This is a genomic window from Phycisphaerales bacterium, assembly GCA_040217175.1.
Lineage (GTDB): Bacteria > Planctomycetota > Phycisphaerae > Phycisphaerales > UBA1924 > JAHCJI01.
This window is the reverse complement of the sequence record JAVJNT010000001.1, coordinates 1,385,564-1,407,724: the sequence shown is the minus strand read 5'-3', so window position 1 is coordinate 1,407,724 and position 22,161 is coordinate 1,385,564. Positions and strand designations below refer to the sequence as shown.

The window sequence follows — 22,161 nt, the reverse complement described above, 5'->3', positions numbered from 1 at the left end:
GCCGGCGTACTCACGCGCCGTCGGAAATCGCGTCGCTCGGCCGACATCCGTGCAGACCTGGCGGTCGTGCAGTCGGTTCAGAGAGCCGTGGCTTGGACGCCGCCTACCCACACCCGGTCGACCGGGTTTATCCCGAACGAGTGGGCGAGTTCACGCTCGTTCGTGTGATGAAGAAGGATGGCGTCCGCGCTCGAGCCGGGCGCGAGCGTTCCGTGATCGTTCAGTCCCAGCATCTTCGCTGGCGTGCGGGTTGCTGCCAGGATGGCCTGCTCGGGCGTGATTGGCGGGGAGCCGTTGAAGCGGCAGGCCAGGGCAATGGCCATTGGCATGCTCGGACACGGCGCGCTGCCGGGATTGAGGTTGGTGGCGAGGCAGAGGCTGCCGCCGTGCTCCAGGAGCGTGCGGGCGTCGGCGTAGCGGCGATCGACATGGAAGCCGCTGCAAGGCAAGACGACGGCGTGGGTATTGCTCTTAGCGACGCGCTCGAGCAGCTTTGGCGAGCTTGCTTCGAGGTGATCGACGCTGAGGAAGTCGCGGTCGAGGGCGGCCTCGACCATGCCCATCGACGTGAACTGGTCGGCGTGGACGCGGCAGGGGTGGCCTCGCTCCATCGCCGCGTCGAACAGCTCGAGGCACTCTTCGAGATGCCAGGCGGCGGGCTCGGCGTAGGCGTCGATGGCGATGCCGGGGAACTCGGCGGTGACGGCCGGGAGTGTCTTATCGATCGTCGTGCGGACGAAGCGGGTGCGCTCCACGTCGGGGTCGAGGGCGTGGCCGATGCAGGCGGTCGCGATGATGGTGCCGGGGAAGCGGTCGTTCGCGTCGGCGATGGCGCGGAGCATCTTGAGCTCGTGCTCGGTGTCCAGGCCGTAGCCGGATTTGACCTCGACGGCGGTGGTGCCGTGGTCGAGCATGGTGTGCAGGCGTTCGAGGAGCAGGTCGGTGAGTGCTTGTTGGCTCGCCGCGCGCACGGCGCGAACGGTGCTCATGATGCCGCCGCCGGCCTCGAGCAGTTCGAGGTACGAGGCCCCGGCGAGCCGCGCGGCCCACTCGTCGACGCGATTGCCGGCCCAGCAGGCGTGGGTGTGGCAGTCGGTGAAGGCGGGCATGAGGACGCGGCCGTTGGCGTCCAGATCGGGTTGGTCCGGGCAATCGCCGGCGTGGACTGCTTCGATGCGGCCGTTTGAGAAGCGGACCCAGCCGCGGGCGATGAGGCCGAGTGGGCCCTCGCCGAGGGATGGGTCGAGGGTGAGGATCCGGGCGTTGGCGATGGTCGTCACAGTCTTTGGCCTTCCAACTGCTCGATCACTGCCAGCACGATGTACGCCGCAAGCCGGGTCGTGCGGTCGCGATCATCGTTCGGGGGGCTGAGTTCCATGACGTCGAAGCATCGGATCTTGGACGAGGCGGCCGCACGCCTCGCCCACCCAACGGCCTCGCGCGGCGTGAGGCCGCAGGGGTTCAACGCGCTGACGCCCGGGGCGTGTGCGGCGTCGAGAACGTCCATGTCGAGACTGGCAAAGAAGGGTGTCGGGGGTGGCGCGGCGTCCACCTCGATGAGTTCTCCCCCGTGCGCCCGGAACCAGTCGAGGTGTGCGGCGGTGTTGGCGATCGGGTCGAAACCCGCGAGGCGGAGCGATCGCACGCCACAGTCTTCGACGAGCCTCCGGAACGGCATGCCTGAACCGGTGGTCTCGCGGACGTCGAGGTGTGGGTCGAGGTACGTGCCAACACGCGGTCGCTGTTCCTCTGGCAGTCCATCGATGACGCCGCGAACGAAGGCGAAAGTGAGGTCGTGTCCGCCTCCGAGGCCGATAGGGAGTAGCCCCGCCCTCGCCAACGCTGCCGATGCTTCGCTCACCCGTCGGTGCGTCTCGTCGAGGTTATCGCCCGCGGGCAACACGTCGCCGGCGTCGTAGACGGTGGGCCACTCGAAGGTCGCCGGGCGATCGACGCCGATCCGCGATAGCGCACGCCGGATCGCGCCCGGTCCCTCTTTTGCCCCGGGCCTGCCGTTGTTGAGCTTCACGCCCGTGTCGTCGGGCATGCCGAGGATTACGACGGCCCGGCGGCCGTTGGGGTCTGGCTGGTACTCGCTGATCGGCTTGACCGTGCTGGAGAAGCGCGCGGCGTGTGGCTCGATCGGCGTCTGCGGCGGCGTGGCGTACGGCACTTCCATTGGCTGATCTCAGGGCGTGAAGTGCGTCGGGGCGCCCGGACCAACGGGAAGGCCGAGCGCGAACACCCAGACGTAGAAGAGGATCATCCAGCCGATGAGGAATGCGATGGAGTAGGGAAGCATCGTGGCGATCATCGTGCCGATGCCCAGCTTCTTGTCGTACCGCGCGGCGACGGCGAGGATGAGGCCGAAGTAGCTCATCATGGGCGTGATGATGTTGGTCGTGCTGTCGCCGATGCGGTAGGCCGCCTGGATGACCTCGGGCGAGTATCCCACGCCCATGAGCATGGGCACAAAGATGGGGGCCGTCGCCGCCCACTGGGCGCTGGCGCTGCCCAGCATCAGGTTGATGAAGCAGCACATGAGGATGAAGGGGATGAAGACGATGGGCGAGTCGATGCCCAGGGCGCGGATGCCGTCCGCCCCGACCACCGCGAGCATGCGGCCCAGTCCGGAGTAGTTGAACATCGCCACGAACTGGGCGGCAAAGAAGACCAGCACGATGTAGAGCCCCAGCGTGCTCATGCCGTGGGCCATCGCGTCGATGACGTCCCGGTCGTTCTTCATGCTGCCGACGGCCCGGCCGTAGACGAAGCCCGGGATGATGAAGAAGACGAAGATCATGGCGACGACGCCGCGGAGGAAGGGGCTGGGCATGAGCCCGCCCGTGTCCTGGTTACGCAGGATGCCGTAGCCCGGGAGCACGTCGAGCTTGTTGATGCCCGAGCTCGTCGGAATGCGGAGGGCCCGCTTGTCGACGGGTCCCGTGGCCTGTTCGACGAATTCGGCCTGCTGCTCTGGCGTTGCGTCCAAGTACTGGGTGATGGTGACGGCTGGTGGTACCTCGACCTTGTTGGTCAGCAGCGGCCCGGCGACGTAGGCGAAGGCGAGGATGGTGACGAAGGCCGCGACGGCGGCATGCTTGAGGCCGCGCCACTCCTGGGGGGTCAGCCTGCTGAGCGACGGGTCCTTCTCGACCGATTCGTCGGCGTTGGCGGGGTCGTACTTGCCAAGTCGGGGCTCGACGATGAAGGTGGTGACGGCCCAGCCGAGGATCGTGACCATCCCCACGCTGACCTGCATGAAGTACCAGTTGACCGCAGCATGGACCTCGTAGCCCGGGCTGACGATCTGGGCGGCTTCCTGCGTGATGCCGGCGAGCAAGGGGTCGATCGTGCCGAGCAGCAGGTTGGCGCTGTACCCGCCGCTGACGCCCGCGAAGGCCGCGGCCAGGCCGGCGTACGGATGGCGCCCCAGCGAGTGGAAGACGACCATGGCCAATGGGATGAGGACGACGTAGCCCATCTCGCTGGCGATGTTGCTCTGCACGCCGGCGAACACGACGACGAGGGTGACGAGCTTCGGCGGCGCGCCGAGGACCATGGCGCGGATGACGGCGCTAAGCAAGCCGCTCCGCTCGGCGACGGCGACGCCCAGCAGGGCGACCAGCACGGTGCCAAGGGGGGCGAAGCTGGTGAAGTTCGTGACCAGGTTCTGGATGAGCCAGCGGAAGCCGTCGCCGCTCATGATGTTGGTGGCGACGATGGTCTCGGCCTCGAACCCGCCGCCGGGCAGCGGACGTTCGAAGACGACCTGCCAGTTGGCCCAGGCGGCGACGCCGCTGACCAGCGCGACGATGAGCGCGAGCAGGGCGAAGAGCGTGACGGGGTGGGGCAGGCAGTTGCCCAGCCACTCGACGATGCGCAGGAACGTCGCGAAGGCGCGGCCGGGCGCGCCGAGCACCGACCTGGATCGTCCGCCATTGGAGGGTGCTGGTTCGGGCATGCCCGCAGGGTACGCCGGGCGATTCGGAGGCGAATAAACTACGACCTGCCGAGATTGTGATCCCACCGAGACCCCCGGAGCAGTGCATGCCCAGCGAGAGCCGGCCCGTCAAAGAGCATTCCGATATGCGGTCCGACCGCGTGGCCGAGATCCTGCATGCCGCCGCCGACCTGGCCGCCGAATACCTGCGTCGCAGCGACGACCCGCAGACACCGGTGACGCTGAACCCGCCGCCGAGCGCCATCCACCAGAGGGTGCCGCTGGCGCTCGACGGGCCGCCGGTGCCCGTCGACGAGCTCATGGAACAGGCCCGCGACCTCATGGAGCTCTCGGTCCGCACGGGCAGCGCCAATTTCTCGAACCAGCTCTTCAGCGGGTTCGACCCCGTCGCGATCGTGGGTGAGTGGCTGACGGCCGTCATGAACGCCTCGATGTACACCTACGAGGTCGCGCCGGCGATGACGCTGGTCGAGCGCGAGGTGATCGCGCGCATGGGCAAGGCCATCGGCTGGACCGGGTGCGAGGGCCTGTTCACGCCCGGCGGCAGCCTCTCGAACCTCATGGCGATGCTGATGGCCCGCCAGCGGGCGCTGCCCGGCGTCAAGAGCCACGGATTGGGCGGCTCGAAGCCGGTCGTCTTCACGTCGGCCGAGGCGCACTACTCGGTCGAGCGGGCGGCGGTCATCCTGGGGCTGGGGACCGACGGCGTCGTACAGGTGCCGCAGGACCGCTACGGCAGGATGCGCGTCGATGCGCTCGAGCACGCCGTGCGGCGGGTCCGAGCCGAGGGACGCCAGCCCATGCTGGTGGTGGCGACGGCGGGCTCGACGGTGCTCGGTGCGTACGATCCGATCGATGTGATCGCCGACGTGACGGAGCGCGAAGGGCTGTGGCTGCACGTCGACGGCGCGTACGGTGCCAGCGCGCTGCTGAGCGAGCAGCGGCGGGAGCTCATGGCGGGTGCCGAGCGGGCCGACTCGCTGACCTGGTGCGTACACAAGATGCTGAACGTGCCGCTGAGCGCGTCGGTCATCATCGTGCGTGAGCCGGGGCTCTTGCACCAGTGCAACGCGGTGCACGCCGAGTACCTGTACCACGCCGACAACGACGCGCCGGACCTGGACACGGGCGAGATGAGCATCCAGTGCGGCCGGCGGGTCGATGCGCTCAAGGTATGGCTTGCGTGGAAGGCGCGGGGTGATGCGGGCATGGCCCAGATCGTCGATCGCAAGTTCGAGCTTGCCTCGATGATGCGCGACCTCGTGCGAGAGCGAGAGCGGTTCGAATTACTGAGCGATCCGGATGAGGTCGGCGGCGGGTGCAACACCTGCTTCGTGTACCACGCGCCTTCGCTCGACGGGTTGCCGGCCGATCGGCGGCTGCGGGCCATCGATGCGAGCACGCACGTGCTACGCGAACGCGTCCGGCTGCGGGGACGCGTGCTGACGAACTACGCGCCGGTGTTCGGCGTGCGGGCGTTCAGGCACGTTTCTGCTAACGATCGGGCGACCGAGGCCGAACTGGCGTTGATGCTCGACGAGATCGAGGCGGTGGGGCACGACCTCGATCTGCGTCCGCTGGCGGATGCCGAGACCCGGCCAGCACCCTGATATCAACGCGAACCACAGACTGATCGTGTGATAACCACGCGAATTGCCGGCGTGGCGTGTTGCGCGGCGGGCGATGTTGCTGTATGCTGGGTTGCGGACGCGAGGGAATCCCGCGGCCGCTTTCGCGTGCAACACCGATCTCGACGAGAGCAGAGGAGATGAGCTGATGCCCAGCACGAAGACCGCGCCGATGGCGCGCCCGTGGAAGTTGTTCCTTGCCGCCGGCATGGCGCTCGGCCTGGCGGCCGGCGTCGCGACGGCGACGCCCGAGTGCCCGCCCGACATCGACGGCGATGGCGAACTGACGATCTTCGACTTCCTGGCGTTCCAGAACCTGTTCGCCGCGGGTGACCTCGCAGCCGACTTCGACGGCGATGGCTCGCTGACGATCTTCGACTTCCTCGAGTTCCAAAACCAGTTCGACGCGGGCTGCCCGGTGGGCGGCGTCATCGAGACCGAGCTTGCCGCGACCATCGTGGGCGGGTATCCGTTCTCGAGCCACGTCGACGCGTACAACACGGGCACGACGGTGAACATCGCGGTCGACCCGGGCCTGTTCCCCACCGTGGCGGGCCAGACGGCCGACGTCTACGTCGTGGCCAACAAGAGCGAGGCCGAGTGGGACGCCGACCCGAGCCTGACCGACGTGCGGGGGAGCGCGCAGTCGGTCGACTTCGTGTCGGGGACGATCCAGGACAACACGTTCGCGCTCGATGATTCGGCGACGCTGGCCGGGCCGGCGGGCGACGACATCGCAGGCATCTACGACCTGGTGATCGACCTCGACGGCGACGGCACGCTGAGCGACGGCGACCTGATCGATGGCCGCGGCGACCTGGGCGGCTTTGCGATCTTCAAGAACCTGACGCAGCTCGGCCCGTACGCTACCGCGCCGGGGCTCGACTATGCGGTGAGCTGGCCGGGCATCGTCGCAAGCCGCAACCGCCAGCTGACGGTGTATCCGGAGAACATCGCCGACCTGCCGCCGCTGCCGCTGGTGGTCATCAGCCACGGCAACGGACACGACTACCGCTGGTACGACTTCCTCCAGCAAAACCTGGCGAGCCACGGATTCGTGGTGATGGCCAACCAGAACGACACCGTGCCGGGCATCGAGACGGCCAGCACGACGACGTACCTGCACACGGACGCGCTGCTGGGCTCGCTGGACACCATCGGCGGCGGCGTCTTGCAGGGCCAGATCGACACCAGCCGCATCATGTGGATCGGCCACAGCCGCGGCGGCGAGGGCGTGGCTCGCGCGTTCACGCGCGTGCGCGATGGCCTGGTGATCACGCAGAACTACGACTCGGACGACATCGTGCTGGTGTCGAGCATCGCGCCCAACAACTCGCTGGGATCGGGCAGCACCGAGCCGGGGCTGGTGAACTTCCACCTGCTGTGGGGCTCGGCCGACGGCGACATCTCGGGCGCGCCCTCGGCGGGCGTCAGCTCGTTTGCCATCCACGATCGGGCCGAGGGCAACCGCTACAGCACGTACATCCACGGCGCTGACCACAACGACTTCAACTGCTGTGGCTTCAACGACTTCCGCGGACCTCCGGGCACCGAGATCGGCCGCGAAGAGGCCCAGCGCGTTCAGATGGCCGTGTACCTGGTGCTCGCCAAGCTGCACGCCGAGGAGAGCATTGGCGGCCGCATGGCCACCGAGTACCTCTGGCGCCAGGCGGAAAGCCTCGAGAGCCTGAGCGTCAGCCAGACGACGACCGTGGTGCGTGAGTATCGCGAGACGCTGGACGGCGACGACTTCTACATCGACGACTTCCAGACCAACGGGGCCATCGACCAGAGCAGCTCGGGCGGCTCGGTGACGCTGACCGTCAGCAACGCCCAGGAGGTCCTGCAGGCCGACTCGGACGGCTCGTACAGCTGGACGGGCACGCAGCCCAGCAACGGCATGACCCGCTCGACCGGCGGCGACGACTCGCGCGGCCTGGTGTTCGACTGGACGAGCGACAGCTACATCGAGTTCGCCGTCATCCCCAGCGAGCAGGACTTCACCGACGACTTCTTCTTCAGCTTCCGTGCGGCCCAGGGCACGCGGCACCCGCAGACGGCCGCCCAGCTCGGCGACCTGACCTTCACCGTGAGCCTGCGCGACGGCAGCGGCACCACGAGTTCGATCCAGACCGGCGTCTACGGCGGCGGCGTCGAGGAGCCCTACCAGCGCACCGGTTCGGGCTCGGGCGCCGGCTGGCAGAACGAGTACGAAACGACCCGCATCCGCCTGCAAGACTTCCTCGTCAATGGCAGCGGGCTGGATCTTTCGAACATCGAGGCCGTTCGCTTCGACTTCGGCCCGAGCTTCGGGTCGTCGGTTGGCCGCCTGGGCCTCGACGACATCTACGTCAACAACAACCGCGCGCCGCTGGGCGTCGACTTCGACGTGGAGACCCTGCTCCCCGACATCGTGGCGCCGGGCGAAGCGGTCACGTTCGAGGTCGAGATCAAGGCCAAGGACGGCGAGGCACTGGTCGGCGGCTCGGAGGTCCTGCGGTACCGCTTCGACGGCGGATCGTTCATCGACGTGCCGCTGGTGAGCCTGGGCGGCGATTTGTACGAGGGCACGGTGCCGGCCGCGGCCTGCGGCGACACGCCCGAGTTCTTCCTGGTGGCCGAGGGCACGGTGAGCGGGGAGGTGGTCTTCCCGCCGACGGCGCCGAGTGACCTGTTCAGCTACCAGGTGGCCAACCAGACGTTCGTCGTCGATCTCGACTTCGAGACGGCGGTGGGCTGGACGGTCGAGAACATCGATCTGACCGATGGTCAGTGGGACCGCGGCGTACCCGCCGCCGGTGGTCGCGGCGATCCGTTTGCCGACTTTGACGGTTCGGGCCAGTGCTGGGTGACCGACAACGTCGCGGGCAACAGCGACGTGGACGGCGGCCCGACGATCCTGATCTCGCCGGTCTATGACCTGAGCGCCACGCCGGACGCGCAGCTCAGCTACGCACGCTGGTTCACCAACGACGACCTGGACATCGACACCATGGACGTCGAGGTCTCCAACAACGGCGGGCTCGACTGGGTGACCATCGAGAGCACGGGCGACGCGGCGGGCTGGGTCAAGAAGACCTGGACCATCAGCGATTTCGTGCCCGTGACGAGCCAGATGCGATTCCGATTCCTGGCCACCGACAACCCCAACGACTCGGTGACCGAAGCGGGCCTGGATGCGTTCCAGATCTTCACCACCAGCTGCCCGTAGTCTCCGGGAAGACGGCAGCGTGAGGTTCGTTCCCGGCGGGGCGCGTGCGATGCACGGGCCCCGCTCTTTGTTTGCTCGCGTTGCTAGATGGCGCTGGCGACGATCGACGAGACGCCGAGCGTACGGCGGGCGCGCTCCGCATCGCCCGCCGTGCGGAATCGACCGACGTGCACGAGGTAGAGCACGCGGCCGTCGCGGGCGGCCATTTCGATGCGGGGTTCGCCCAGGCCGCTGGTGCGCGCGGCCGAGCGCACTTCGGTCAGCCGTTGCGTCGCTCGGCTGCGCGTGCTGTAGGCGCCAAGCTGCAGCGTGAAGCCGCCGGCGACGAAGGTGGCGTCGCCGGGCGTTGCCGGCTCGAAGGTGCCGGCCGACCGGCGGCGCATGCGGTCGGCATCGCTCTGCCGGCCGGCCTGCTCGTAGGCCTGGGCCGCGACGCGCGCGGCCTCGCGCGAATCGGTCCCGGTGAGTTGGGCGCTGGCGGCCTCGAGCTGGCGTGCGGCCCGGAGTGGGTCTCCCGTGCGCAGCTCGATGAGCGCCAGCCCGGCCTGGGCCCGGGCGGCCCGGTCTCCCGAGCCCCGGGCGATGGGCTGGAGCCACGCCCGGGCGGTCGCATCGTCGCGCAGGGCCTCGGCACTCAGGCCTGCGACGAGGGCGGCGTCGGAGTTGCCGCCAGGCCGGCCCTCGGTCGCCTGGGCACGCGCCAGCGCGGCGCGGTACTGACCGGCCTCGTAGTACTCGCGGTAGGAGGACTGGCCGCCGCCGCTGGCACACGCCGTTAGCGTCAGGGCCGCGAGCATCAGGACCAGCGTGCATGCCGCCCGGCTGGCCGTCGGCTTAGTTAGTGGTTGGTCTACCATGCCCTGATCCTTCGCGGCTCGATCGCTCCGGGCAGGAGGCCCGGGGGCGCGGTCGCGAAACGGGGGCCGAGCCTTGAGCATCCAATGGTCGCTGCTGCGGAGCCTGGTCCGCCACGGACGAAAGACGCTGGTGGTCGATGACCGCTCGAGCTACTCGGGCCTGAAGATCCTGGCTGCGAGCTACTTCGTGGCGTCGGAGATCGAACGCCGCTGCAACACCGACACCGTGGGCGTCATGCTGCCGACGAGCGGCGGATTCCCGATCGCCGCCCTGGCGGGCTGGATGCACGGCAAGACCGTCGTACCGCTCAACTACCTGCTGAAGCAGGAAGAACTGCAGTACGTCGTCGATCACTGCGGCTGCGACACGATCGTGACGGCGGGCCCGATGCTCGACTTCCTGGGCTACGAGCCCCGGTGCAAGCACCTGATCAGGCTCGAGGAAGTGAACTTCAAGGGCGTGCCCGAGCTGCGCTGGCCGGCCCGATCGAGCATGGATGACCTGGCCGTGCTGCTGTATACCTCGGGCACCAGCGGCCGGCCCAAGGGCGTGATGCTCACGCACGACAACCTGCTGAGCAACATCCGGCAGATCGATCGATTCGTGCAGTTCACCCGCGACAACCACACGTTCCTGAGCGTGCTGCCGCAGTTCCATAGCTTCGGGCTCACGGTCATGACGCTGCTGCCGCTGCTGCTGGGCCAGCGGGTGGTGTACACGGCCCGCTTCGTGCCGCAGGCGGTCGTGAAGCTCTTCCGCGAGCACCAGCCGACGGTGTTCGTGGGCATCCCGTCGATGTACGGTGCCTTGCTCACCGTCAAGTCGGCGTTGCCCGAAGACTTCGCGAAGATCCGCTACGCCGTCTCGGGCGGCGAGCCGCTGCCCCAAGACATCTTCCGGCGATTCCAGGAGCGCTTCGGCGTGGCCATCCACGAGGGATACGGCCTGACCGAGACCAGCCCGGTGACGCACTGGTGCCGGCCGACGGAGTTCCGGGCCCACTGCGTGGGGCTGCCGCTACCCGAGGTCGAGCAACGCATCACCTGCGTCGAGCGCGGCCGCACCCTCCGGCCGGGCGAGGACGGCGAGATCCGCGTACGCGGGCCCAACGTCATGAAGGGCTACTACAAGCAGCAGACCGAGACGGCCCGCGTGTTCGACGGCGAGGGGTTCTTGCGCACGGGCGACATCGGCCACGTCGACGAGGCCGGCCGCCTGCTCATTACGGGGCGGCTGAAGGAGATGATAATCGTCGGAGGCGAGAACGTCTTTCCGCGCGAGATCGAGGAGGTGCTCAACCATCATCCCGATGTGCACGCTTCGGGCGTCACCAGCCGCATGTGCCCGACGCGCGGCGAGGAGATCGTCGCCTTCATCGAGCCCGAGGAGGGCGCGACGCCCGATGCGATGGCCCTCAAGGGCTGGTGCAAGGACAAGCTTGCGGGCTACAAGGTGCCGCGCGAGATCCGCGTGATCGAGGCCCTGCCGCGGAACCCGACGGGCAAGATCATGCGGCGGGAGCTCAAGGCCGTGCTGGAGCGCGAGGCGGCGGCTACCGTGTCGGCCTGACCGGTCGGCGTCTCCGACGAGCCCTCGCCGTGAGGCGGGGGCCCCTCCGAGGGCCGGACGCCGCTGGTTGGAATTGCCCCCCGCCTCACGGCGGGGGCTCGTTTTTGGGAAGCTCGATTCGCGGCTCTTGACGAAGGAACCACGCGTGGAACTGTACATCGACACCGCCAACCTCGACCAGATCCGCCAGGCCCACGAGATGGGCGTGCTCGACGGCGTCACGACCAATCCGACGCTCATCGCCAAGGAGGGCGTCGACTACGGCCAGCGCCTGAAAGAGATCTGTGAGGTCGTTTCGGGCCCGGTCTCGGCAGAAGTCATCGCGACGAAGTTCGACGAGATGCTGGCCGAGGGCAAGGACCGCGCGGGCATCGCCGAGAACATCGTGGTGAAGCTGCCCAGCACCGTCGACGGCCTGCGCGCGTGCAAGGCGCTCAGCGACGAGGGCATCCGCACGAACATGACGCTGTGCTTCCAGTCGCTCCAGGCCCTCATGGTCGCCAAGGCGGGAGCGTACCTGGTGAGCCCGTTCATCGGCCGTATCGACGACATCGGCGAGGACGGCATGGAGTTGATCGTCAAGATCCGCCAGATCTACGACAACTACGGGCTTGCCACCAAGATTCTGGCGGCGTCGATCCGCCACCCCAACCACCTGCTGCAGTGCGCGATGGTGGGGGCCGACGTGGCGACCGTGCCCTTCGACGTCATCGGCAAGGTCATGAACCACCCGCTGACCGACTCGGGGCTCGAGCGATTCCTGGCGGACTACAAGAAGGCGTTCGGCTGATCCGAGCCTTACTCGACGGGACGCTTCAAGCGCGCCATCACCTCGACCTCGACGGGCGAAGCTAAGGGCAGCGAGGTGCAGCCCACCGCGGCGCGTGCGTGGCGGCCGTGCTCGCCGAACACCTGCTGGAAGAGTTCGCTCGCGCCGTTGCCGACCTTCGGGTGGTCGGTGAAGTCGGGGCCGCACGCGACGTAGATGCCCACGCGCACGATGCCGGCGATGTTGTCCAGCCCGCCGGCGTACGCGTGCAGGGCCGCCAGGGCGTTGACGGCGCAGGTGCGCGCCAGTCCCTGGGCCTGCTCGAGGCTCAGGTCGACGCCGACGCGGCCGGTCTGGGGCAGGGCCCCGTCGACGAAGGGAAGTTGGCCGCTTACGTAGGCGTGATTGCCGTCGACGCGGACCGGCACGTAGGACGCGACCGCCGGCGGTGGCTTGGGCAGTTCGATGCCGAGGTCGGTGAGAATCTGGTGAAAGTTCGGGTTTTGCGACATCTGGGGAATCCGTTTGGAGTCTGAGTGGGTATAAATGGCGCGAATTTCATGGAAAACGGGGTTGATCGCAACCTTGGGGCTTGACTGGCGAATCAGATCCAGTAATCTGTACGCGCTACGCGTAGCGGGAAGGGGATCCAAGCGGGTATACGCAACACCGTTCTGATGGGACGACATCGCTCGCCCACGTCATCAGCACCCGCTCCAGTCACTCTTCCGACATCTTGACGATCGCTCCGGCCGGCCCCACGGGGGCCCGCATCAGGCCGCCGGCGATCAGCCCCGCCCAGGCGTTGCACCTTCGCAGCGCTCCTGGCATGGCCGAGACCGGGATCGGCGGGTGCACGGAAACATGACTCGGCTCCGCTTGGTCCGCACGGTATTGCGGACCGCTGATGATGACCGGTCGTGGCGCATCGATGATGCGACGCGACCGGGAAAGCTTGGAGCAACGTTCCATGAAGACGATCAAGAATCGCAAGGCGTTTACGCTGATCGAGCTGCTGGTGGTCATCGCGATCATCGCGCTGCTGATCGGCATCCTGCTGCCGGCCCTGGGCAAGGCTCGCGCCACCGCCCGCCAGCTGAAGGATTCGACCCAGGTCCGTGGCATCGTTCAGGCCATGGCCATCTGGGCCCAGAACAACCAGGAGCAGTACCCCATCCCGAGCCGCGTCGACCGCAACGGCGACACGCTGGGTGGCCCTTCGCCGACCCCTGACTTCAGCAAGGACACCACGGGCAACGCCCTGTCGCTGCTGATCTTCAACGGCTTCTTCCCCACCGAGCTCGCGATCAGCCCGGCCGAGGCCGGCGACGTCGAGCTGATGGAAGACTACGAGAGCGCCAACCCGTCCGAGGCCCAGACGCCCGAGTCGGCGCTGTGGGACCCGCGCTTCCGCGGCACGACCTTCGACGACAACGACGGCGTCTCGTACCCGCAGGGCACCAGCGGCCCGAGCAACAACTCGTACGCCCAGATCCCCTACTTCGGCGCTCGCAACCGCATCTGGAGCAACACGTTCAGCTCGACCGATGCGATCCTGGGCAACCGCGGTCCTGGCTACGAGCTCGACGGCTCCGGCGAGACCGGCACCTGGCGCCTCATCGAGGACAGCGACTTCGGTGATCGCTCGGTCACCCTGCTGATCCACGGCTCGAAGACGCAGTGGGCCGGCAACACTGGCTACAACGACCAGCACGTCGAGTTCCACACCCGTCCCGACCCCGAGAACCTGACCTTCACGTTCACGGGCAGCGGCGGCGGCTCCAGCACCGCCTTCACCCGTCCCGACAACCTGTTCGTGTCGGAGAACGACGAGACCGGCGCTGCCGCCAGCGGTCGCCCGTCCGCCACCGAGCACACCATCCGCTCGACGAGCACCGGTGGTACGCAGGCTCTGGACATGAACAACAACTACCTCCGCCCGGTTGGCACCGTCACGCGTGCGGGCATCACCTACACGGTCCAGGTGTGGGTCGACTAAGTTCGATTCTTGTGATCGAACGTTCGGGCTGAATTTTCGGCCTGAAGACTTGATTCTTGACGCCGCGGGCCGCCTGGCCCGCGGCGTTTTTTCGTGCGCTGCGGCACCAATCGGAACCGGATCACCCGCCGAACGTACGATTTGTGGAAGGGTTCGAAGGGAGATCGCATGACGCATCGACCACGCACGACATGCACGGACCGCCGCAACGCGTTTACGCTGATCGAGCTGCTGGTGGTCATCGCGATCATCGCGCTGCTGATCGGCATCCTGCTGCCCGCGCTGGGCCAGGCGCGGCTCGTCGCCCGACAGGTGAAGGACGCCACGCAGGTTCGGGGAACGGCGCAGGGCATGGCCGTGTGGGCCCAGTCCCACAACGAGACCTATCCGCGGCCGAGCCAGGTCGATCGCAACGACGCAACCGTCACGGCCACCGAAGACGAGTTCAAGGACAACACGGGCAACATCCTGTCGCTGATGATCTACAACGGACACGTGCCCGTCGAACTCTTGGTGAGCCCGGCCGAGGTCAGTGACCGGATCCAGGTCGATCCGGGATACGAGGACAAGCTGCCCAAGGCCGCGATCGATCCGGAGTTCGCCGTGTTCGATCCGGGCTTCGCGGGCGTGCCGAGCGAACGCTCGGGCAGCGCCGGCGGGCCCGCGCGCCGGCTGGACGGGCAGGTCGGTTTCACGTCGTACGCGCACTCGGCACCCTTCGGCGATCGCGAGAAGATGTGGGCGTCGACCAACGAGTCGGGCGAGGCCCTCATCGGCAACCGCGGGCCGACCTATGGCGGCGACCCGGGCGACTGGTACCTCGCGCCGGGCTTGTTTGGCAAGCAGAGCAAGACGCTGCTCATCCACGGCCGCAAGAACCAGTGGTCGGGCAACATCGCCTACAACGACATGCGCGTGATCTACGAGCAGCGGCCCGATCCGCAGTCGCTGACGTTCGTGTTCCGCGAGTATGACAAGCCCACCCAGGCGGACAACCTGTTCGTAAACGAGGACGACGTGCGAGGATCGCCCGCCCAGCCCGACCAACGTTTGGGCGTGGGCGAGAACGCCTTCCTGCGTGCGTACAAGAACGTACGCCGAGAGGGTTCGGTCCTGATCGCCGACCCCTTCTGGGACTGACCGTCCTGCTGCAACAGGCCGCTAGCTCTCGACCTTGAACGCCTTGAGTGCGCGCTCGCGGGCTACGTGGTGGTCGACGATGCGCTCGGGGTAGCCCGTGTCGTCGAGCAGTCCTTCCTGTTCCCACGGTGCGTGGATGTCATCGCCCTTGACGTCCGACAGCTCGTCGACGAACGTGCGGATGTACTCGCCGTCGGGGTCGAACTTCTTGCTCTGGCTAATGGGGTTGAAGATGCGGAAGTAGGGGGCGGCATCGGTGCCGGTGGCGGCCGACCACTGCCAGCCGCCGTTGTTGCTGGCCAGGTCGCCATCTACCAAGTGTTCCATGAAGTATCGCTCGCCCCAGCGCCAGTCGATGAGCAGGTCCTTGGAGAGGAACATGGCGACGGCCATGCGCGAGCGATTGTGCATCCAGCCGGTCTGGTTGAGCTGCCGCATGGCGGCATCGACGATGGGGTAGCCCGTCTTGCCCTGGCACCACGCGGAGAACTGGCCCTTGGCCTCGGCGTCGTCCCGCCAGGGGATGTCGTACTTCTTGTTGAATGCGCGATGCTTGCTGACGCGCGGGAACGCGACGAGGATCTGGCGGTAGAACTCACGCCAGATGACCTCGCTCATCCAATGCACGGCACCCTTGCTTCCGCCGTCGATCTTTCCGTTGTTGGCGTCCAGCGCCGCCTCGATGCACTGGCGGGGCGAGACGGCGCCGATCGCGAGGTAGGGGCTGATGGTGCTGGTGCCGTTGATGGCGGGGTAATCGCGTTCTTCCTTGTACGGATCGAGGCGGCCCTCGATGAAGCTCCGCAGGCGCGACAAGGCGTGGTCTTCGCCGGCCTTCCAGAGGTCCGGACGGCCGGCGTCGGCGTCGAAGTCGCCCAGCGAGTCCGGGACGGCGTCGGACGACGACACCATCTCGGGCTGTTTCTTGGCGAGGCCCTGGGCCTTGGGGACGAGCCCGTCCTTGAAGTGCTGGTACCACTTGCGCTTGAAGGGCGAGTAGACGGTGTAGGGCTTGTCTTCCTTCGTGCGGAGCTCGCCCGGCGGGACGCAGGTCTGGTCGTGGAAGCTGCGGACCGAGAGCCCGGCCTTGGCGAAGGCCGCGGCCACCGCCGCATCGCGCTTGCGCTCGTTGACCTCGTACTCCTCATTGAAGAAGAGCGCGTTGCAGTGGTGCTCCTTGGCGAGTTCGAGCAGGTCGTCTTCGATGCCATCGAACGAGTCTCGCTCGATGAACTTCAGCGCGATGTTGCGGGACTGGAGACCCTCGTGCAACTCCTCGAGGTTGCGGCGGAGGAAGTCGACCTTCATGTCGCCCCAGTCGTGCTCGCGCCACTGCTTGGGGCAGATCGTGAAGACGGCGAGCACGCCCTTGGAGGCAGCCGTGCAGGCAGCGCTGAGGGCCGTGTTATCGCGGGTTCGCAGGTCGGCGCGGAACCACATCAGGGGTCGCATGGGGCGGGCCTCACTTCTCGATGTCGCCGATGCCGAGCTTCTTGCGCACGGACGTAGCGCTGACTCGGATGGAGATCTTCTCTTCCTTGGACATGTTCTTGACGTTCTTCATGATGAGCGCCATGCGGTTGTTGCCGGCGAACCGATCCTCGTTGCGGATCAAGAAGTCCCAGTAGAAGGTGTTGAAGGGGCAGGCCTGGCCCTTGTTGGTCTCGCCGGTGCGTGCCTTGTTGTCGTATGGGCACTTCTTGCAGAAGTTGGACATCTTGTTGATGTAGTTGGCGCTGCCGGCGTAGGGCTTGGTCGCGACGACGGGGCCGCCGTCCTCGGTGCCGTCGGCGTACATGGCCATGCCGATGGTGTTGGGCGTGGTGGCCCAGTCGACGCTGTCGGCATACATGCCGAAGTACCAGTCGCCGATCTTGCGGGGATGGACGCCCGCGATGAGCGCGAAGTTACCGGTGACCATGAGCCGCGGGATGTGGTGCATCCATGCGTAGTCGAGCACGGGGTCGATGCACTCCTTCATGCAGCGCATGTCGGTGTCGCCCGTCCAATAGAAGTCGGGCAGGTCGCCGTGCTGGTCGAGGTAGTTTCGGTCGCGGTAGTCGGGGCCCTCGCGCCAGTAGACGCCGCGGATGTACTCACGCCATCCGATGAGCTGGCGGACAAATCCCTCGACCGAGTTGATCGGTGCGTTGCCCTTCTCGTAGGCCTCCAGGGCCGCATCGATGCACTTCTTGGGGTCCAGCAGCTTGAGGTTGAGCGGCACGCTGAGGTGGCTGTGGTAGAGCCAGGGGCGACCGGTCCACATCGCGTCTTCGAAGGGGCCGAACTCGCGGAGGCGATACTTGATGAAGTGGTCGAGCGATTTCTTCGCGTCCGATCCCGTCACGGGCCAGCCGAAATCGTCCAGGTTTCCCGGGGCGTCTGGGTAGCGCTTCTCGACGAGCGCGATGACTTCCTTCGTGACGTCGTCCGGGTCGAACCGCAACGGCGGGGGAGACTCGGGGCCGCCCTTCTTGAACGACTCTCGGTTGTCGTGGTCGTAGTTCCACTGGTCGCCCTCGGGCTTGCCGTCGCCGTCGACGAGGATGCCTAGGGCCTTGCGACGCTCGCGATAGAAGTACTCCATCGTGAGTTCCTTGCGGCCGTCGGCCCACTCGTTGAACTCGTCGAGCGTGCAGGTGAAGTGGGTGTCTTCGAGGATCTCGGTCTCGACGCCTGTAGCGTCTTCCCAGCCCTGGGCTTCTTCGTAGACGCGCCAGTCGCCGGGGTGGACGACGATGATGCGGTCGGGCTTGAGCGCCTTGGCGGCTCGCTCGATCTCACCCGTCAGGCTGTGGGTATTGCCCCGCTGATCGACCGGGGTGTAGCGGACGCGGTAGTCCTTGTCGCGTAGCTCGAGCGCGAAGTGCCGCATGGCCGAGAAGAACATGGCCGTCCGCTGCCGATGGCTGGGACCCAGCGAGGCCTCCTCGTCGACCTCCATCATGAGGACGGCGTCGGCCTCCTTGTCGAGCCGGCGGAGGGCGGAGCTCCGCGGGTCGAGCTGATCGCCCAAGATTACTGCGAGTGTGCCCACGCTGCCGCTGACGTCGCTGGGCTGCATGTCGAAGGCGGAGCTTGCCATGGCGGAGGCTACCGGGCTTGTCGGGGCCGGGTGGAAGCCACATCGGGGAAATCGGGCAAGCCGTCGCGCTGCCCGGGCCCGCCCGTATCAGGGTCGGGAAGGCCATATGCTGGGCCATGGATGCCGCAACGCCGTCGGAGCAGCCTGAGCTGGCTATTTCTGCCTCGCGACACCTCATCGAGTGGATGGCGTCGCGGGCCGTCAGCCTGGGCCTGAGCACGTACCAAGCCGGGAAGCTCTTCCTGGTGGGCGTGCAGCCGAACGGCCGGCTGAGCGTCTACGAGCGGACCTTCAACCGCTGCATGGGGCTGCACGCCTCGGCAGACGGCCAGACGCTGTGGATGGCTTCGCTCTACCAGCTCTGGCGGCTGGAGAACTACGTGCCCATGGGACAGGCGACGCCCGAGGGCTACGACGCGCTCTACGTGCCCACGCTCGGGCATACGACCGGCGATGTCGACGTGCACGACATCGTGGTGCCACAGGGTCAGGCTCCGGTGTTCTGCGTGACGGCGTTCAACTGCATCGCGACGGTGAGCCACACGTACAGCTTCAAGCCCGTGTGGTCGCCCTCGTTCATCAGTGCTCCGCTGTCGGCGCCGGTGGGGGAGGACCGCTGCCACCTCAATGGGCTGGCCGGAGATCCGGCAACCGGGGAGCCTCGGTACGCCACCGCGGTCAGCAAGAGCGACGTGGCCGACGGCTGGCGCGACCGACGTGATGGTGGGGGTGTGCTCATCGATGTGCGTTCGGGCGACATCGTGGGCGAGGGGCTCAGCATGCCGCACTCGCCGCGGATGCATCCCGACTACCCGGACAAGGTATGGCTGGTCAACGCGGGGACGGGCTACTTCGGGTTCGTCGATCTCAAGAGCGGGTCGTTCGAGAACGTGGCGTTCTGCCCGGGCTTCGCGCGCGGCCTGACGTTCGAGGGCGAGCACGCCGTCGTCGGGCTCTCGGCAGCGCGGAAGAACAGGACCTTCGAAGGCCTGCCGCTGCAGGAGAACCTCAAGGCCAAGGACGCCGAGGCACGGTGCGCTCTGCACGTCATTAATCTTGGAACGGGCACCACCGATCACTGGCTGCGGCTCGAGGGCGTGGTGCGCGAGCTCTACGACGTCATTACCCTTCCGGGCGTGCGGCGGCCGATGCTGCTGGGCTTCAAGACCGACGAGATCCGTCGGATGCTTCGGATCGAGGAGCCTTGAGGCGATATCCCTAAGGTGGTTCAGCAGCCCGCGTCGAACTCGTTCTGGAAGGCCAGGAAGTCGAAGATCGTCAATGCGCCGTCGCCGTCGAAGTCGGCCGCGAGGTCGCCGGCATCAAAAAGGTTCTGGTACGCGAGGAAGTCGAAGATCGTCAAGTCACCATCGCCATCGAGATCGACGCGGCAGGCATCGACCAGCACGAGCACGAGTTGCGGGTGGAGCGCCGGGTCGGCGAACTCGAGGCTGCGGAAGTAGCCATAGCGCGAGGCGCCGGCGGTGCTCTCGCGGATCTGTGCGACGGCGAAGCCGTTGTTGGCGGCCCCGTCGGCGATGGCCTTGACCAGATCCGTTACGTCGTAGTCGAGCCATCCTGTGCTGAAGCTGTCCCCCACGCGTCGGCTGTCGTTGCCCGCGCGGTCGCCGTTCTCGGGCCTCGTGTCCCAGGTCACTTCGTCGGCGTCCCAATCGCTCATCAGGGTGAAGACGTCGTCGCCCAGGCCGCCCGCGGCTGGCTCGGTGCGGTGCTGGAACACGCGGAGCGTGGCGCGCTCCACGGCGTCGGGATCGCTCAGGTCGCTCAGGTCGAACTTCAGGTACAGCCGGGCGAAGCCCAGCCCCCAAGAGCTGCCCTTGCCCGCGGCGAGCTCGTCGGCCGAGCCGAAGTTCGCGGCCGGCATGGAGCTCTCGACGTAGGTGTCGGCGGTGGCGATGCGGGTCTCTTCCTGTGCGAGCGCGGCCGCCGAGACCACGGCGAGCGTTGCGGACGTGACGAACTTCGAGATTCTGGCCGGCATGGTGCATCCTCCTCGAGCGTTGATCGCAATACTCTGTCTGAGGAAATACACGCGGCCGGCTCGCGGCGTGACGGGTCTTGGCGGCGATTCGAGCTTCAAGCGAGGTCTGCACGATGGAGCGAGGCGTACGAGCGAGCGTGGCGATCCTGCTGGCTCTTTGCTGGGTGGCATTGGTCGCGTGCCCGGCCGTTGCCCAGCTCAACGCCCTTCAGGCGAAACTTTCGCAGGGTCTCTCGGACGTTCGCGAGCGGGCGCAAGCCGAAATCACCCAGGATGCATCGCGGGACGAGCTGCTCGCCGAACTCGACACGATGCTGGCGACGATGGCCGTCAACGGGACGGTGCGCGATGCGTCCTTGCTTTCAGATATCGCTCGCTTGCGGCGCACGATCGCCCTGGCAGGCGCGGCGACCGTTGACGAGCGGGCCGACTGGCTGGCGTACCTCTCGGCCGACACCGGTCCGGGCGCGGCGCTCGTGCACGCGGTGGTGCCGGCCGACCGGGGGGCAGGGGTGCTCGAGACGCTGGGCGACCTGCGCCAGACGTTTGGTGACGAGGCGGTGGGGCGGTATCCGGCGCTGGTGGCGGCGCTGTGCGTCGTGCACGACGGCGAGGAGACGTTCGCGCGGAGCGTGAACGAGAACACGGCCAAGAGCGCCGGGCCCGTCGCGCTCTTCCGCTACTACACGGGCAACGAGCGGCACATGCTCTTCGGCCTGCGAAAAGTGCCGCCGGAGTTGCTGGTGTACGTGGTCGACGCGGCGGCGAGCGTCGACGAGCTCGAGTGGGCGCTCGCAGAGCACCGCGGCGACCGGGCCGTGGGCGAGCGATTCTTCGACATCGAGTACGACCACGATCACGCGCGCACGGGCAGCGCCAAGAAGGTCACCGAGCGCGGCTTCACCATCCAGAACATCCGCAAGTACGGCGGCGTGTGCGCCGACCAGTGTCACTACGCCGTGACGGTCGGCAAGGCCATCGGCGTGCCTACCGCGTACGTGGTGGGTCGCGGCGGCGAGGTCGGCCACGCGTGGGTCGGGTACCTCGAGTCCCAGGGCCGCCGGGCGCGATGGAACTTCGACGTCGGGCGATACGACGAGTACCAGGGCGTGCTCGGCGTCGTCATGGACCCGCAGACGCGGGGCTCCATCGGCGACGACGAGCTCGGGCTGCTGGCGCGGCTGGCCTCGGTAAACGAACGCCAGCGGCACGCCGCGACGGCCTGGCTCGACGCGGCCGAGGCGCTAGAGGCGGGCGTGGAGCCGCTGGAGATCGAGCACAAGCGACGCGGCGCGACCGAGCGCCGCGGCCGGTTGGGCGTGCTCGAGCTGGCCGAGCTGGCGTTGCGGCAGAATCCCGCCGACCGCCGGGGCTGGGCGATCGTCGCCAAGGCCGTGAACGATCCGGCGATGCCCATGGCCGACCGCGTGCAGTGGTCGAACGTGATCATCCGGCTGTGCAAGGACGCCGGGGCCGAGCACTTCATGGTGGGCATGCTCGAGCCAATGGTCGCGTCGATGGAGGATCCGAAGGATCGCATCGCGACTTGGGAGCGCGTGCTCGACCACGTCAAGAGCAAGAAGGACCTGCGGGCCCGCATCCGGCTGCGGCAGGCGGCCGACGCGATCGAGCGCGGCGACAAGCACGGCGCGTACCTGGCGTACCAGGACGTCATCGATACGGCGCTCAACGCGACGAGCATGTCGCGATACGCCGTGGCCGGTGCGGTCGGCATGCTTGAGCGAGACGGCAAGCACCGCGAGGCCGCCACGCTGCTGGGCGACGTGCTCAAGCGGGTCGATCGGCCCACCCACGCCGCCGCGTTCTCGGCCGGCAGCAACTACAACGCAATCCGGATGATGGCGCAGGTTTACTCGGCCCGGCACGGGGTCGCGGTGGCGGGGCTCTGAGCGAGCACGCTCCTACCCTGCACGTA

General features: G+C 67.4%; 17 protein-coding genes. 8 read left to right on the top strand and 9 right to left on the bottom strand.

The features are described from left to right. Positions 1-77 precede the first annotated feature (77 nt). The 3 genes from hutI to RIA68_06055 are packed head-to-tail and all read right to left on the bottom strand — an operon-like array spanning position 78 to position 3,964. Positions 78-1,280, bottom strand: coding sequence for an imidazolonepropionase (gene hutI / locus RIA68_06065; protein MEQ8317004.1), 1,203 nt, complete (start codon positions 1,278-1,280; stop codon positions 78-80). Continuing rightward, positions 1,277-2,179, bottom strand: coding sequence for an arginase family protein (locus RIA68_06060; GenBank protein MEQ8317003.1), 903 nt, complete (start codon positions 2,177-2,179; stop codon positions 1,277-1,279). The genes hutI and RIA68_06060 overlap by 4 nt, the downstream gene beginning before the upstream one ends. A gap of 9 nt (positions 2,180-2,188) precedes the next feature. Beyond that, positions 2,189-3,964 (bottom strand): AbgT family transporter, encoded by a 1,776-nt coding sequence (locus RIA68_06055; protein ID MEQ8317002.1) that lies wholly within the window; start codon positions 3,962-3,964, stop codon positions 2,189-2,191. Positions 3,965-4,089: 125 nt separating this feature from the next. Between RIA68_06055 and RIA68_06050 the strand changes: the two genes are divergently transcribed. Continuing rightward, positions 4,090-5,574, top strand: coding sequence for a pyridoxal-dependent decarboxylase (locus RIA68_06050; protein ID MEQ8317001.1), 1,485 nt, complete (start codon positions 4,090-4,092; stop codon positions 5,572-5,574). A 166-nt stretch (positions 5,575-5,740) separates the two neighbouring features. Then, a complete protein-coding gene (locus tag RIA68_06045; GenBank protein MEQ8317000.1) occupies positions 5,741-8,803 on the top strand; it encodes a GC-type dockerin domain-anchored protein in 3,063 nt (1,020 codons plus the stop codon). An 83-nt stretch (positions 8,804-8,886) separates the two neighbouring features. On the opposite strand, the gene RIA68_06040 is transcribed toward RIA68_06045, so the two are convergent. Continuing rightward, positions 8,887-9,660 carry an SPOR domain-containing protein gene (locus tag RIA68_06040; GenBank protein ID MEQ8316999.1) on the bottom strand — a complete coding sequence of 258 codons (774 nt, stop codon included), beginning with the start codon at positions 9,658-9,660 and terminating at the stop codon, positions 8,887-8,889. 73 nt (positions 9,661-9,733) lie between these two features. On the opposite strand from RIA68_06040, the gene RIA68_06035 reads away from it, so the two are divergent. Together RIA68_06035 and fsa are read left to right on the top strand one after the other, a co-directional pair. Next, positions 9,734-11,230, top strand: a complete 1,497-nt coding sequence (locus RIA68_06035; GenBank protein MEQ8316998.1) for an AMP-binding protein — start codon at positions 9,734-9,736, stop codon at positions 11,228-11,230. 145 nt (positions 11,231-11,375) lie between these two features. Beyond that, the gene (gene fsa, locus RIA68_06030; GenBank protein MEQ8316997.1) at positions 11,376-12,020 is read left to right on the top strand and encodes a fructose-6-phosphate aldolase; all 645 of its coding nucleotides are present in this window, start codon (positions 11,376-11,378) and stop codon (positions 12,018-12,020) included. Between the two features lie 8 nt (positions 12,021-12,028). Here fsa and RIA68_06025 read toward each other — a convergent pair whose 3' ends face one another. Both RIA68_06025 and RIA68_06020 read right to left on the bottom strand, forming a co-directional pair. Then, positions 12,029-12,511: a RidA family protein gene (locus RIA68_06025; protein ID MEQ8316996.1), complete on the bottom strand. Its 483-nt coding sequence runs from the start codon at positions 12,509-12,511 to the stop codon at positions 12,029-12,031. A gap of 208 nt (positions 12,512-12,719) precedes the next feature. After that, positions 12,720-12,857: a hypothetical protein gene (locus RIA68_06020; protein MEQ8316995.1), complete on the bottom strand. Its 138-nt coding sequence runs from the start codon at positions 12,855-12,857 to the stop codon at positions 12,720-12,722. A 112-nt stretch (positions 12,858-12,969) separates the two neighbouring features. Between RIA68_06020 and RIA68_06015 the strand changes: the two genes are divergently transcribed. Continuing rightward, positions 12,970-13,998, top strand: a complete 1,029-nt coding sequence (locus RIA68_06015; protein ID MEQ8316994.1) for a prepilin-type N-terminal cleavage/methylation domain-containing protein — start codon at positions 12,970-12,972, stop codon at positions 13,996-13,998. Positions 13,999-14,166: 168 nt separating this feature from the next. Then, positions 14,167-15,138 carry a prepilin-type N-terminal cleavage/methylation domain-containing protein gene (locus RIA68_06010; GenBank protein MEQ8316993.1) on the top strand — a complete coding sequence of 324 codons (972 nt, stop codon included), beginning with the start codon at positions 14,167-14,169 and terminating at the stop codon, positions 15,136-15,138. Positions 15,139-15,159: 21 nt separating this feature from the next. Here the strand turns inward: RIA68_06010 and phrB are convergent, their stop codons facing one another. Both phrB and RIA68_06000 read right to left on the bottom strand, forming a co-directional pair. Then, a complete protein-coding gene (gene phrB, locus RIA68_06005; GenBank protein MEQ8316992.1) occupies positions 15,160-16,590 on the bottom strand; it encodes a deoxyribodipyrimidine photo-lyase in 1,431 nt (476 codons plus the stop codon). A 10-nt stretch (positions 16,591-16,600) separates the two neighbouring features. Beyond that, the gene (locus RIA68_06000; GenBank protein ID MEQ8316991.1) at positions 16,601-18,223 is read right to left on the bottom strand and encodes a cryptochrome/photolyase family protein; all 1,623 of its coding nucleotides are present in this window, start codon (positions 18,221-18,223) and stop codon (positions 16,601-16,603) included. Positions 18,224-18,339: 116 nt separating this feature from the next. Here RIA68_06000 and RIA68_05995 point away from each other — a divergent pair, with 116 nt between their 5' ends. Continuing rightward, complete coding sequence (locus RIA68_05995; GenBank protein MEQ8316990.1) at positions 18,340-19,431, top strand: TIGR03032 family protein; 1,092 nt, start codon at positions 18,340-18,342, stop codon at positions 19,429-19,431. Positions 19,432-19,451: 20 nt separating this feature from the next. On the opposite strand, the gene RIA68_05990 is transcribed toward RIA68_05995, so the two are convergent. Next, positions 19,452-20,225: a DNRLRE domain-containing protein gene (locus RIA68_05990; protein MEQ8316989.1), complete on the bottom strand. Its 774-nt coding sequence runs from the start codon at positions 20,223-20,225 to the stop codon at positions 19,452-19,454. Between the two features lie 137 nt (positions 20,226-20,362). Between RIA68_05990 and RIA68_05985 the strand changes: the two genes are divergently transcribed. Continuing rightward, a complete protein-coding gene (locus RIA68_05985) occupies positions 20,363-22,135 on the top strand; it encodes a hypothetical protein (GenBank protein ID MEQ8316988.1) in 1,773 nt (590 codons plus the stop codon). Positions 22,136-22,161: the final 26 nt, after the last annotated feature.

Excerpts from the sequence above, each read along its gene's own strand:
- RIA68_06040 (MEQ8316999.1), bottom strand. The coding sequence starts at position 9,660 with ATGGTAGACCAACCACTAACTAAGCCGACGGCCAGCCGGGCGGCATGC.
- RIA68_06000 (MEQ8316991.1), bottom strand. The coding sequence starts at position 18,223 with ATGGCAAGCTCCGCCTTCGACATGCAGCCCAGCGACGTCAGCGGCAGC.
- RIA68_06045 (MEQ8317000.1), top strand. The coding sequence starts at position 5,741 with ATGCCCAGCACGAAGACCGCGCCGATGGCGCGCCCGTGGAAGTTGTTC.
- RIA68_06025 (MEQ8316996.1), bottom strand. The coding sequence starts at position 12,511 with ATGTCGCAAAACCCGAACTTTCACCAGATTCTCACCGACCTCGGCATC.
- RIA68_05990 (MEQ8316989.1), bottom strand. The coding sequence starts at position 20,225 with ATGCCGGCCAGAATCTCGAAGTTCGTCACGTCCGCAACGCTCGCCGTG.
- RIA68_05995 (MEQ8316990.1), top strand. The coding sequence starts at position 18,340 with ATGGATGCCGCAACGCCGTCGGAGCAGCCTGAGCTGGCTATTTCTGCC.
- RIA68_06015 (MEQ8316994.1), top strand. The coding sequence starts at position 12,970 with ATGAAGACGATCAAGAATCGCAAGGCGTTTACGCTGATCGAGCTGCTG.
- RIA68_06055 (MEQ8317002.1), bottom strand. The coding sequence starts at position 3,964 with ATGCCCGAACCAGCACCCTCCAATGGCGGACGATCCAGGTCGGTGCTC.
- RIA68_06010 (MEQ8316993.1), top strand. The coding sequence starts at position 14,167 with ATGACGCATCGACCACGCACGACATGCACGGACCGCCGCAACGCGTTT.
- phrB (MEQ8316992.1), bottom strand. The coding sequence starts at position 16,590 with ATGCGACCCCTGATGTGGTTCCGCGCCGACCTGCGAACCCGCGATAAC.
- RIA68_06060 (MEQ8317003.1), bottom strand. The coding sequence starts at position 2,179 with ATGGAAGTGCCGTACGCCACGCCGCCGCAGACGCCGATCGAGCCACAC.
- RIA68_06050 (MEQ8317001.1), top strand. The coding sequence starts at position 4,090 with ATGCGGTCCGACCGCGTGGCCGAGATCCTGCATGCCGCCGCCGACCTG.